General features: G+C 69.2%; 9 protein-coding genes. 5 read left to right on the forward strand and 4 right to left on the reverse strand.

All coding sequences use genetic code 11. From position 1 onward, the window contains the following. Positions 1 to 25 precede the first annotated feature (25 nt). Positions 26 to 2770 (forward strand): helix-turn-helix transcriptional regulator, encoded by a 2745-nt coding sequence (locus EV645_RS09745; RefSeq protein ID WP_130441850.1) that lies wholly within the window; start codon positions 26 to 28, stop codon positions 2768 to 2770. Between the two features lie 122 nt (positions 2771 to 2892). Here the strand turns inward: EV645_RS09745 and EV645_RS09750 are convergent, their stop codons facing one another. Continuing rightward, a complete protein-coding gene (locus EV645_RS09750; protein ID WP_130441852.1) occupies positions 2893 to 3720 on the reverse strand; it encodes a GNAT family N-acetyltransferase in 828 nt (275 codons plus the stop codon). Between the two features lie 56 nt (positions 3721 to 3776). Between EV645_RS09750 and EV645_RS09755 the strand changes: the two genes are divergently transcribed. From EV645_RS09755 to mptB, 4 genes are read left to right on the forward strand one after another with little or no spacing between them, the layout of a single operon-like run. Continuing rightward, positions 3777 to 4406: a PadR family transcriptional regulator gene (locus EV645_RS09755; RefSeq protein WP_130441854.1), complete on the forward strand. Its 630-nt coding sequence runs from the start codon at positions 3777 to 3779 to the stop codon at positions 4404 to 4406. Between the two features lie 52 nt (positions 4407 to 4458). Next, positions 4459 to 5451: an ATP-binding cassette domain-containing protein gene (locus EV645_RS09760; RefSeq protein WP_198681531.1), complete on the forward strand. Its 993-nt coding sequence runs from the start codon at positions 4459 to 4461 to the stop codon at positions 5449 to 5451. Continuing rightward, a complete protein-coding gene (locus EV645_RS09765) occupies positions 5448 to 6212 on the forward strand; it encodes an ABC transporter permease (RefSeq protein WP_130441856.1) in 765 nt (254 codons plus the stop codon). The genes EV645_RS09760 and EV645_RS09765 overlap by 4 nt, the downstream gene beginning before the upstream one ends. Positions 6213 to 6263: 51 nt before the next feature. Beyond that, entirely contained in the window at positions 6264 to 7688 is a 1425-nt protein-coding gene (mptB, locus tag EV645_RS09770) for a polyprenol phosphomannose-dependent alpha 1,6 mannosyltransferase MptB (RefSeq protein ID WP_198681532.1), read from the forward strand. Here mptB and menD read toward each other — a convergent pair. The 3 genes from menD to EV645_RS09785 are packed head-to-tail and all read right to left on the reverse strand — an operon-like array spanning position 7675 to position 11332. After that, a complete protein-coding gene (menD, locus tag EV645_RS09775; protein WP_130441858.1) occupies positions 7675 to 9315 on the reverse strand; it encodes a 2-succinyl-5-enolpyruvyl-6-hydroxy-3-cyclohexene-1-carboxylic-acid synthase in 1641 nt (546 codons plus the stop codon). The two genes, mptB and menD, sit on opposite strands and share 14 nt — an antisense overlap. After that, a complete protein-coding gene (locus EV645_RS09780; RefSeq protein ID WP_130441860.1) occupies positions 9312 to 10238 on the reverse strand; it encodes an o-succinylbenzoate synthase in 927 nt (308 codons plus the stop codon). Before EV645_RS09780 ends, menD begins: the two co-directional genes overlap by 4 nt. Beyond that, the gene (locus tag EV645_RS09785) at positions 10235 to 11332 is read right to left on the reverse strand and encodes an AMP-binding protein (protein WP_130441862.1); all 1098 of its coding nucleotides are present in this window, start codon (positions 11330 to 11332) and stop codon (positions 10235 to 10237) included. The genes EV645_RS09780 and EV645_RS09785 overlap by 4 nt, the downstream gene beginning before the upstream one ends. Positions 11333 to 11433 lie beyond the last annotated feature (101 nt).

Raw genomic sequence — 11433 nt, forward strand, 5'->3', positions numbered from 1 at the left:
GGTCGAACCGGTCTATTTTCGGACCATGCTGGTTGACCGGCTGGTTGATCGGTTCGTCGAGCGCCGGCAGCTCGACGAGCTCCTCGATCACGTCCGGAGCGGCCTCAGCCAGGCCCTTGTGATCCGCGGGGAGGCGGGGATCGGCAAGTCGGCGTTGCTCGAGTATCTGGTCAGCGAGGCGTCCAAGTGCCGGGTCATCCGTGCGGCCGGCGTACAGGCCGAAGCCGAGCTCGCCTTCGCCGGCCTGCACCAGCTGTGCGCAGCACTGCTGCACCGGCTCGACCACATTCCGTCCCCACAGGGGGAGGCGCTCGGCACCGCCTTCGGCCTTCGAACGGGTCCGCCGCCGGATCGCTTCCTGGTCGGCCTGGCCGTCCTCAGCCTGCTGGCCGACGCCGCGACCGACGAACCACTGCTCTGCGTCGTCGACGACGCGCAATGGCTCGACGACACCTCCGCCCAAACTCTCACCTTCGTGGCCCGGCGGCTGATGCACGAGTCCGTCGCCCTGGTCTTCGCCCTCCGCGACTCGGCCGACGCCGGGCCATTCTCCGGCGTACCCCGGCTCGACCTCGGTGGCCTCCCGCCACCCCACGCACGAGAGCTGCTCAGCGCGGCGATCCCCGGACCCATCGACGAGCGGGTCCGCGACCGCATCCTGGCCGAGACTCGCGGGAACCCATTGGCGCTCCTGGAACTACCGCAGGACCTCAGCTACGCCGAACTCGCCGGTGGCTTCGGCCTGCCCGACGCACAGCAACTCACCCATCGGATCGAGGGCACCTTCCAGCGCCGGCTCGCACCGTTGCCGTCCGACACTCGCCGGCTGCTCCTGATCGCCGCGGTCGAACCGGCCGGGGACGCGGCCCTGGTACGCCGTGCCGCGCAGCGGCTGGGCATCGCCGTCGACACGGTCGATCCAGCCGAGTTCGCCGGCCTGGTGCAGTTCCATGAGCGGATCACCTTCCGGCATCCGCTGGTGCGCTCGGCGATCCATCGGGAGGCGACGCCGGAGGAACGCTGGGAGGCGCACCGTGCGCTGGCCGAGGTCACCGATCCGGCACGCGACGCGGACCGCCGGGCCTGGCATCTCGCCCACGCGGCGAGTGGACCCGCCGACACCGTCGCCGCGGAACTGGAGCAGTCCGCCGGCCGCGCCCAGGCCCGCGGCGGTCTGGCCGCCGCAGCCGCGTTCCTCGAGCGTTCCGCGCGGCTGACCATCGATCCGGCACAGCGGGCCACTCGGGCACTGGCGGCGGCGCAGACGAAGAGCCAGGCCGGAGCGTTCGATGCCGCGCTGGACCTGCTGGTGATGGCCGAAGCGGGACCGCTCAGCGAACTGCAACAGGCTCGCGTCGACCTCCTGCGCGCGCAGATCACCTTCGCCACCAACCGGGGCCGAGGCGCCGCGCCGCTGCTGCTCAAGGCCGCGAAGCGCCTCGAGCCGATCGACACCGCGCTGTCTCGGGAGACGTACCTGGACGCACTGACAGCTGCCATGTTCGCGGGCCGGCTGGCCGGTCCGGATGGCAACACCCTGGCCGTGGCGCGGGCTGCCAGTACGACGCCCCGACCGCACGAGCCCACCTCACCGGATCTCCTGCTGGCCGGCCTGGCCGCCAATTTCACCGAGAGCTACGCGGCCGGCCTGCCGCTGTTGCGGCGAGCCGTGACCTCGTTCGGCGACGACATGTCCGCCCCGGAGGAGCTGCGCTGGTCGTGGCTGGCGTGCGAGGCGGCTCTGCATTTGTGGAACGACGGGTGCTGGGATCGGCTTTCCGCCCGGTACCTCGAGCTCGCCCGCACGACCGGCGCTTTGAGTGAGCTGCCGCTCGCGCTCAGCATGCGCGCGTATCTGCTGCTGTTCACCGGCGAACTCGGCGCCGCGGGGGCACTCGTCGACGAGATCCAGACCGTGACCGAGGCGACCGGCAGCAACCCGTCGCCGTACGCCGGACTCGCCGTTGCCGCGCTGCGCGGTGCGGACGCTGAGGTGTCCACGCGGATCGAAACCACCATTCCGGACGCGACCCACCGGGGCGAGGGCATCGGGGTCGTTGTCGCCGAGCGGGCGACGGCGGTACTGAGCAATGGCCACGGCCGCTACCGCGAGGCGATGGCCGCCGCGCACCGCGCACTCGGCCAGGTGAACGTTCCCTTGGCGCGGACTCCGGGCGCGATGAGCTGGGCCGCGCCCGAGTTCGTCGAGGCGGCTGTCCGCAGCGGGCAGCTCGAGGCGGCGAAGGAAACGCTCGGCTGGATCACCGCGATGACCAGCGCGAGCGGCACCGACTGGGCCCTCGGGATCGAGGCCCGATCCCGCGCGCTGGTCAGCGACGACCGGACGGCAGAACCCCTCTACCGTGAAGCGATCGAGCGACTCGCCAGGACGCGGGTCCGCACCGAACTCGCCCGCGCCATCCTCCTGTACGGCGAATGGCTGCGCCGGCGACGCCGTCGCCACGACGCCCGGGAACAACTCCACACCGCCCACGACCTGTTCACCGAGATGGGAGCCGAAGCCTTCGCCGAACGCGCCCGCCGGGAACTCCTCGCCACCGGCGAAACCGCCCGCAAACGCACTCCCGCCACTGCCACCCAACTAACGGCCCGCGAAAGCCAGATCGCCCGCCTGGCCGGCGACGGTTTCTCCAACCCCGAGATCGGCAGCCGGCTGTTCCTCAGCCCCCGCACCGTCGAGTACCACCTCGGCAACATCTACACCAAGCTCGGCATCACCTCCCGCCACGACCTGCGCCCACACCCCTGACGGTCAGCGCTCCCCCGGCGTCCGGCTCCTCCAAGAGTGCGTAAACAGCCGCACCGACTCCTCCTGCCCGCCCACGGGAACAAGCTGCCGGAACGCGACCGGATCACTGGTGGTACGGGCGATCATGCACCGAACTCCACATCGACGAAGTCGGCCACCGGCCGGTAGCCGGCCTGGTGGTAGATCTTGTTGGAGGTCGGATTGGCCAGGTCCGTGTACAGGCACGCCTGGTTGCCGTCGGCAAGGATCAACGCGGACACGTGACTGGTCAGCGCACCGGCGTACCCGTGACGCCGGCGCTCCGGTGGCGTGTAGACCGGGCCGACCCGGCAGACGCCGAAGAGCGGGAGGTGGTAGCCGACCATGCTCACCGCCTCGCCGTCGACCTCCCACATCCACATCGTTCCTCCCGCCAGGCGGGCGGCGGCCCACTCGTGATGGCCAGTGGACAGCTCTTCCGCGAAACCGTCCTTGCCCCAGGCGGCGACCAGGTCCACCTCGTCGGCGTTCATCGGGCGCGGCGTTCCGCCGTCCGCCGAGAGCGGGGTGAAGTCGATCAGCTTGTGCAACCGGGTGCCGCGCGTCTCGGCCAGGCTGCCGCCGCGTCGCTCGACCCACCGCTGCGCGAACCTGTGCGCCGCCGGGCGGTCGCCCGCGACACCGTGGAGTTCGGGCAGTACGTCGGCGTACGCGTCGGCGATCGGTACGGCGAGCTCCTCGCGGAGCGCACCGAGGTACACACCGCGACCCGGCGTACGCATCGCGACGCCGATCACGTCCGGATCGTGCACGGAGACGAAGTACGACGGCTCGGACTCGGCCCGCGCCGTACCGTTCGCGCGCTCGTGCACGTTGCTCATGATGATCGTGTGCAGCACCGGATCCTGTTGCAGGAAAGGGAACACGGTCTGCTCGAACGCCTGCGGATCGCTCGTCACCCGGACATCCATGGCCCGGATCGTACGCCTGGAGACGGTTGCGGGTCGTCCGGATTTACACTGCGACCATGTCCACCACGCGGTTGTTGCTGCTCGGGGTCGTGCGGATCTTCCAGCCGGCGTACGGGTACCAGCTGCGCCGCGAGCTGATGACGTGGAACGTGCAGGCGTGGGCGAACATCAACCCCGGCTCGATCTACACCGGCCTGCGGACGCTCGCCAAACACGGCTACCTGCTCGAGCTGGAGCAGGACGGTGGGCATCGACCCGGCCGTACGTCGTACAAGCTGACGGCCGACGGCGAAACGGAGTACTTCTCGCTCCTCCGCGGCATGCTCTGGACCGTCGACGGCTTCCACCCCGACAAGATGCAGGCCGCCCTGGCCTTCATGTGGTCGCTCCGCCGCGACGAGGTGGTGGACGCACTGGAGGCCCGCATCTCCCAGCTGGAGTCCTGGCTGAAGTCCGGCCCGTACTCCGAACGCCAGATCCGCGAGGACCCCGGCACGCCGAACCACGTCGTCGAGATGTTCCGCATCACCACCGCCCGCGACAACGGCGAACTCGAGTGGACCCGCCAGTTCCACACCCGGATAAAGTCCGGCGCCTACGCCTTCGCCGGCGAACCCGCCGACTGGAAGCCCTACCCCGGCATGGTCACCCACTGGGGCGAAATCCCCGACCCACCCACCAGCTGACCAAGAGTTAATCAATGTTGACTAGTCAAAGTTGATTAGTCAGACTGGCCGCATGATGATCGAAGCTCGTGGGTTGGTGCGGACGTTCAAGACCAAGCGTGGGCCGGTGGAGGCCGTGCAGGGTGTTGATCTGGAGGTGGCTGACGGGGAGATCGTCGGCTTTCTCGGGCCGAACGGGGCCGGTAAGACCACGACGATGCGGATGCTGGCGACGCTGATCAAGCCGACCAGCGGGACCGCGACCGTGGCCGGCTGTGATCTCGCGAAGGACCCGGTCGGCGTACGCCGCGGTATCGGGTATGTGCCGCAGAGCGGATCCACGCTCCCCGAGGCGATCGCCGGCGACGAAGTGGTCGACCACGCGCGGCTGTACGGCGTACCGAAAGCGAAGGCGTCCGCGGACGGGCAGCGTCTGTTCGAGGAGTTCGACCTGCCCGGCCTCTGGCGGCGGCAGTGCAAGACGCTCTCCGGCGGCCAGCGCAGGCGGCTCGACATCGTGATGGGCCTGATCCACGACCCGAAGCTGATCTTCCTCGACGAGCCGACGACCGGCCTCGACCCGCAGGCCCGCGCCAACCTGTGGGACCACATCCGCGGCCTCCGCGACCGCGGCGCGACGATCTTCCTCACCACGCACTATCTGGACGAGGCGGACGCGCTCTGCGACCGGATCCTGGTCATCGACCACGGCAAGATCGTTGCCTCCGGCACCCCGGAGAACCTCAAGCAGCAGGTCTCCGGCGACGCTGTCCGGCTGAGTCTCGCCGACACCACCCAGGCGCCGGCGGTGATGAAGATCGTCCGCGAGCTCGACGGCGCGGTGGAGGTCGAGACCGACGCCGAGGTGGTCTGTTTCCGCATCCAGCGCGGCGGTTCGGTGCTCCCCGGCCTGCTCCGCTCGATCGATGCCCAAGGCATCGAGTTGCACGGCGTCGAAGTACACCGCCCGACTCTCGACGACGTGTTCCTGACCATGACCGGCCGCTCGCTGCGCGACGAGGCCATCGCCGCCCCCGCCGACGAGAAGGAAGAGGCCGTCGCATGACCGTCCTGCGCGAGACCTGGATCGTGTTCCACCGGCAGATGCGGCTGTCGCTGCGCAACCCGATGTGGTCGATCCTGATGCTCAGCCAGCCGCTGATGTACCTGTTCTTGTTCGGCCCGCTCCTCAAGCCGCTCACCGCGCAGATCAGCCAGGGTCAGGCCACGAACGCCTACCAGGTGTTCATCCCGGGTCTGATCGTCCAGCTCGGCATGTTCGGCGCGATGTTCGTCGGCTTCGGCCTGATCGCGGAGTACCGCGCCGGTGTGATCGAGGCCGACCGCGTCACCCCGGCGTCCCGGATGGCCTTGATGGCAGGCCGCGTACTGCGCGACGTCGTCGTGCTCGTCGTCCAGTCGATCCTCCTGCTGCTCGCCGCGCTCCCGCTCGGCCTGCGCGCTCCGTGGGGCGGCGTGCTGCTCTCACTCGTGATCGTCGCCCTCCTCGGCGCGACGTTCGCCTCCCTGTCGTACTCCGTCGCACTCATCACCAAGAGCGAGGACGCACTGGCCCCGCTGCTCAACGGCATCGCCATGCCGTTGCTGCTGCTGTCCGGCATCCTGCTGCCGATGCAGATCGGCCCGACGTGGCTGCAGCGGCTGTCCGACATCAGTCCGCTCAAGCACGTCGTCAACGGGGTTCGTGCCCTGTTCCGTGGCGACATCAGCAGCTCGGCGTCGCTGTGGGGCCTGTTCTGGGTCGTGCTGCTCACAGTGATCGGCCTGGCCGTCGGAGCGCGCACTTTCCGTAAGGAGTCCGCCTGACGCTAGGCACTGTTCATTTGGTGGTCGCTCAGCGCCACTAGCGTTTCGCGTATGCGTTCGCCGATGGTCCGTGGGCTGGTCGGCTCTGTCGTCGTTGCTCTGGCCAGCCTGGTGACCTCGGTAGTGCCCCAGTCCTCCTGGGTCGCCAGCCTGCCGATCACCGGCGATCTTCGTCACTCGCTGCTCGGCCGGATGGTCGGCCTCACGTTCATGGTCGCTGGGCTCGGGCTGATGGCCTGGGCCTGGCTGGCCGTGGGCCGCCGGGTCATGGCCGGCGAACGGCTCCCGCTGCTTCGCATGACGGCGTACTGGAGCGCACCGCTGCTGCTGGCCCCGCCACTGTTCAGCCGTGACGCCTGGAGCTACGCCGCGCAGGGAGCGCTCGTCGCCAACGGCTACAACCCGTACGACGTTGGCCCCGGCGTACTGTCCGGCCACATCGTCGAGGCAGTCGACCCGATGTGGATGCAGACACCCGCGCCGTACGGGCCGTTGCCGCTCGCGTACGGCGGACTGGTCGCGCACGTGACCATGAACCCGTACACGCTCATGCTGGCGCACCGCCTCCTCGCCGTACTGGGCATAGTGCTCATCGCCTGGGCCGTACCGCGTCTGGCGAGTGCCTGCCGGGTCGACCCGGCCTTCGCGACCTGGCTGGTCGTACTGAACCCGATGCTGATCACCCATGGCATCGGTGCGGCCCACAACGACGTACTGATGATCGGACTGGCCTGCAGCGCGTTCGCAATAGCGCTGACCGGCAGGTGGGGTACGGCGGCTGTCATAGCGGGCGCCGCAGCAGCGGTGAAGCTCCCAGGCGGACTCGTGGTGATCGCTATCGCCGCAGTGATGAGCCCACTGGCCGGACGGCTGCTCCGGTTCGCCAGCCTGGCGATCGCTGGGGCTGTGTCGGTGCTGACGCTGTTCACCATCGGTGCACTGACCGGTGTGGGGTCTGGGTGGTTCGGTGCCCTGGATGTGCCCGGGCTGGTCCGCTCACCGTTCTCCATCGCCAATCTGATCGGCATGGCGGCGTCCGGCGTACTCGGCTGGCTAGGTGAGGACACTGCGGCCGCGCAGGCACTCCAGATCGTCCGACTGGTCGGAATGGTCGCTGCGCTCGGGCTGATCGCAGTGCTGAGTCTCCGGTCGTCGATCCACTACGCCGCACGGGCAGTCGGCATCGCACTGCTCGTAGTCGTCGTGCTGGGTCCGAGTGCGCACGACTGGTACTTCCTGTGGTGCCTGCCGTTCCTGGCCGTGGCACGACCGGGTCGGAAGCTGACGATGATCATGACCGCGGTCAGTCTGATCTTCACGATCGCCGCGCCGCTGAACTCGTCGCTGCGCGGCGCGACGATTCCGATCCTGACGACGACCGCACTGGTGATCGCGGCGGCGCTGCCGCTGCTCAACCACCTCCGCACCATGCACCCGGCCCGGAAGCCGGCGAAGGTCCCGGTTACAGCCGCTTGAGTGCGGTGACCATCGCCTCACCCAGCGGGCGGTGGTCGTCGCGTGAGATCTTCACCTCGACGACGTCCATGCCGGCCACCGTCGGCGTCAGCGCAGTACGCAGCTCGTCGACCGTCGCGACGCTTGTGTACGGCGTACCTGTCGCGGCACACAGCGCGCCCAGGTCCACGTTGTGCGGCGTACCGAAGACTCGCTCGAAGTGCGTGGCATGCGTCGGATCGCCCTGCTCCAGCGTGGAGAAGATCCCGCCGCCGTTGTCGTTGACGACCACGATCCGCAGATCAGGACGAGCTTCGTCCGGGCCGATCACGAGCCCGTTGCTGTCGTGCAGGAACGCGAGATCACCGATCAGCGCGTACGTCGGACCCGCGTTCGCCAGCGCCGCGCCGACGGCCGTCGAGATCGTGCCGTCGATGCCGGCCAGGCCGCGGTTCGCGATCGTGCGGATCGGGACGACCGGGGCGAGGTCGAGGTCGCGGATCGGGTTCGAGGACGCGACGACAAGCATGCCGTCCGCGCCGGCGGCCTCACCGACAAGGGCTGCGACGCGCGGTCCGCTCAAGCTGTCCGCGAGTACCTTGTCGATCTCCGGACGGGCCAGCTGGTCGGCGTGCTGCCACCGCTCGAGCCAGTCGGTCGTGTCTGCGCCGGTGACCTCGAGCCCGGTGACGACGGACCTCGCGCGCCGAGCCGGATCCGGCCACAGACCGGTCGGCGAGACCACGATCATCTCCACCTCGGGCCGGGCCAGCAGCTTCGAGATCGGCCGGGACAGAGTCGGGTGCCCGAACACCAGCACCCGTTCGATCTCCGACCCCAGAGTACTTGCCTGCAGCAACAAGCGGTACGCCGAGATGACGGACGGACCGATCCGCGCCCGGCTGGACGGCTCCGCGAACAGCGGCCACTTTCCTGCCTCTGCGGCCAACCGCGCCGCCTGCGATGCACCATCACCCGCGACCACTACCGTCTTCGGTCCCGGTGAAATGACCGACGGCTTCCCAGCTGCCGCATGTATCGCAGTCCACGGCCCAGTGCTGCGGCCCTGCAACGACTCGGGCCACTCCGGACCGTCTGTCGGCACCAGCGGTTCACTGAGCGGGCAGTTGAGCTGCACGGGTCCTGGGTCAGCAGAGCGGGCCCCTGTTGCGTTGGCGACTGCCCGCGCGACCTGGGACCGCCAGTACGCAACCTGCCCGATCTCGCGGACCGGCGTACCCATCTCGTGGAACAGCCGGACCGCAGAGCCGAACACCTTGATCTGGTCGGTCGTCTGGTTCGCGCCGCTACCTCTGAGGGCCGGCGGCCGGTCCGCACTCAGGACGATCAGCGGGAGCCCACTGTGCGATGCCTCCAGTACGGCGGGGTGCAGGTTCGCCACCGCCGTACCGGACGTGGTGACCACTGGGACCGGCAGACCGGTGCCGCGCATCAGTCCGATGGCAAGGAATCCCGCCGTACGCTCGTCGATCCGTACGTGCAGCCTGAGCCGCCCACTGCGATCGGCCTCGGCCATCGCCAACGCCAGCGGCGCACTCCGGGAGCCCGGGGAGACCACTGCCTCCCGTACGCCGTTGCGGATCAGCTCATCGACCACAACAGTCGCAAAGGCCGTGGACGGGTTCATCCCGCACTCCTCACTCGCATCAGGCGTTCTTCCCACACTTTGGTCCGCTCCGCATCGGCAAGTGCCGCTTCCACCAGGTGTGCATCCGGCACAACGCGCTTGACCGGCAGGAAGCCGTCGACCGCAGCTAGTGGCTCTGTAACTAGTTCGGATGTGAACATCGACACCGTCGCCAAGCCACACGCATAGGGAAGCTCCGGCAGCGCCGCCGCCAACGCCACCCCCGCAGCAATCCCCACCGAGGTCTCCAACGCCGACGACACCACCACCGGCAGTCCGATCTGCTCGGCGATGTCGAGGCAGGCGCGAACGCCGCCGATCGGCTGCACCTTCAGTACGGCGATGTCCGCGGCGTCGAGCTTCTTCACCAGCAGGGGATCCTCAGCCCGCCGGATCGACTCGTCCGCCGCGACCGGCACGTCGGTGCGCCGCCGTACCTCGGCCAGCTCCTCCACGGTCGCCGACGGCTGCTCGACGTACTCGAGGTCGAAACGCCGCAACTCTCTGAGGCTCCGCACGGCCTGATCGACGGACCACGCGCCGTTCGCATCGATCCGCACCCGTCCGGCGCCGATCGCGTCGCGCACTGCTTCTACGCGGGCGATGTCGTCGGCCAGCGTCTGTCCCGGCTCGGCCACCTTCACCTTCGCCGTACTGCAGCCGCTTGCTCTCACGATCTCCGCGGCCTTCTCGGGACCGAGAGCAGGCACGGTGCAGTTGACGGGAACGCGGTCGCGCACCGGCGCCGGCCAACCGACCTCGGCGGCTTCGCGCGCGGCGCGTAACCAGGACACGCAGGTCGCGTCGTCGTAGTCCAGGAACGGGCTCCACTCCGCCCACCCCGCCGGACCTTCGAACAGCATCCCCTCGCGGACCGTGATGCCGCGAAACTTGTTCTTCAGTCCGATCGAGTACGTGATCACCGCACGCCCTCCAGCAGCCCCTGGCGATCAACCTTGCCCGAGGCAAGCATCGGCAACGCGTCCAGCCTGATCACGTCCCGCGGAGCCCATGCTCGAGGCAACGTCTCACTCACCCAGTCGCGCAACTCATCCCGCTCGATCCCGACCCCGACCACGAACGCGACCACTCGCGTCCCCCACTCCGCATCCGGAACGCCCAGCGCCACAGCATCCTTCACCCGCGGATGCTCGAGCAGCCGCGCCTGGACCGTGGTCAGCGTGACATTCACTCCACCGGAGATCACCACATCGTCGACCCGGCCAACGACCCGCAGCCGTCCGTCCACCAGCTCGCCCCGGTCCTGCGTCCGGAACCAGCCGTCCTTCAGCACCTCGGCCGTCAGCTCCGGCCGCAAGCGGTACCCGGAGAACAGCGTGCTCCCCTTGATCAGGATCCGCTGTTCGGCGTCGAGCGAGATCGACGTACCGTCCAGCGGCACCCCGGCGTACACACACCCGCTCCCGGTCTCGGTCATCCCGTACGCCGGGATCGCCGCGACTCCCGCCTCCGCCGCCTTTACCTTCAACGGCTCCGGGGTCGACGCACCACCGATGATGATCGCGTCGAACGACCGCAGCGCATCCGCGTCCGTCTCGAGATAGCGCGCCAGCTGCGTCGGCACCATCGCCGTGTACCGCCGCGCACCCGTCATCGCGGCGGCGCTCTCCGTGAAGCTCTCGCCGAGCATGACCGGCGTCGTGCCCGCGACGAGCGATCGCGTGAGGATCTGCAACCCGCCGACGAAGTACGGCTTCATCGGTAGCAACCACTGCCCAGGCCCGCCGAGCCGATCGTGGGTCGCGTGCGCGGACGCGATCAGCGCTTCCCGGGACAGCAGCACGCCCTTCGGCTCACCGGAGGAACCCGAGGTGGTGAGCACCACAGCGCACCCGTCCTCCAGCGGCCGGTCCGGCGCCGCAGCCTGCTCGACCCGGGCTGCACCCGCCGCATCGTCCGGCAGCGGCGCGAACGGCGTACCGCTGCCGTCCAGCACACCGGCAAGCGCCGCCAACACCTCATCCGGCGTCCCCGGAACCAGCCGCAACCTAGCCATAACAACCCGAGCGTACGGCCCGCCGCCCGGACGCCCGCTCACGGCTCGGCCATCCGCCGACCGGCCCGCTTCCCGCGTTCGGCCTCGCGGCTGACAGAATC

The sequence above is a fragment of the Kribbella rubisoli genome (genome assembly GCF_004217145.1).
Taxonomy (GTDB): domain Bacteria; phylum Actinomycetota; class Actinomycetes; order Propionibacteriales; family Kribbellaceae; genus Kribbella; species Kribbella rubisoli.

Bases quoted from the DNA above. Each gene is read 5' to 3' on its own strand.
- EV645_RS09745 (WP_130441850.1), top strand. From the start codon at position 26: ATGCTGGTTGACCGGCTGGTTGATCGGTTCGTCGAGCGCCGGCAGCTC.
- EV645_RS09750 (WP_130441852.1), bottom strand. From the start codon at position 3,720: ATGGATGTCCGGGTGACGAGCGATCCGCAGGCGTTCGAGCAGACCGTG.
- EV645_RS09755 (WP_130441854.1), top strand. From the start codon at position 3,777: ATGTCCACCACGCGGTTGTTGCTGCTCGGGGTCGTGCGGATCTTCCAG.
- EV645_RS09760 (WP_198681531.1), top strand. From the start codon at position 4,459: ATGATGATCGAAGCTCGTGGGTTGGTGCGGACGTTCAAGACCAAGCGT.
- EV645_RS09765 (WP_130441856.1), top strand. From the start codon at position 5,448: ATGACCGTCCTGCGCGAGACCTGGATCGTGTTCCACCGGCAGATGCGG.
- mptB (WP_198681532.1), top strand. From the start codon at position 6,264: ATGCGTTCGCCGATGGTCCGTGGGCTGGTCGGCTCTGTCGTCGTTGCT.
- menD (WP_130441858.1), bottom strand. From the start codon at position 9,315: ATGAACCCGTCCACGGCCTTTGCGACTGTTGTGGTCGATGAGCTGATC.
- EV645_RS09785 (WP_130441862.1), bottom strand. From the start codon at position 11,332: ATGGCTAGGTTGCGGCTGGTTCCGGGGACGCCGGATGAGGTGTTGGCG.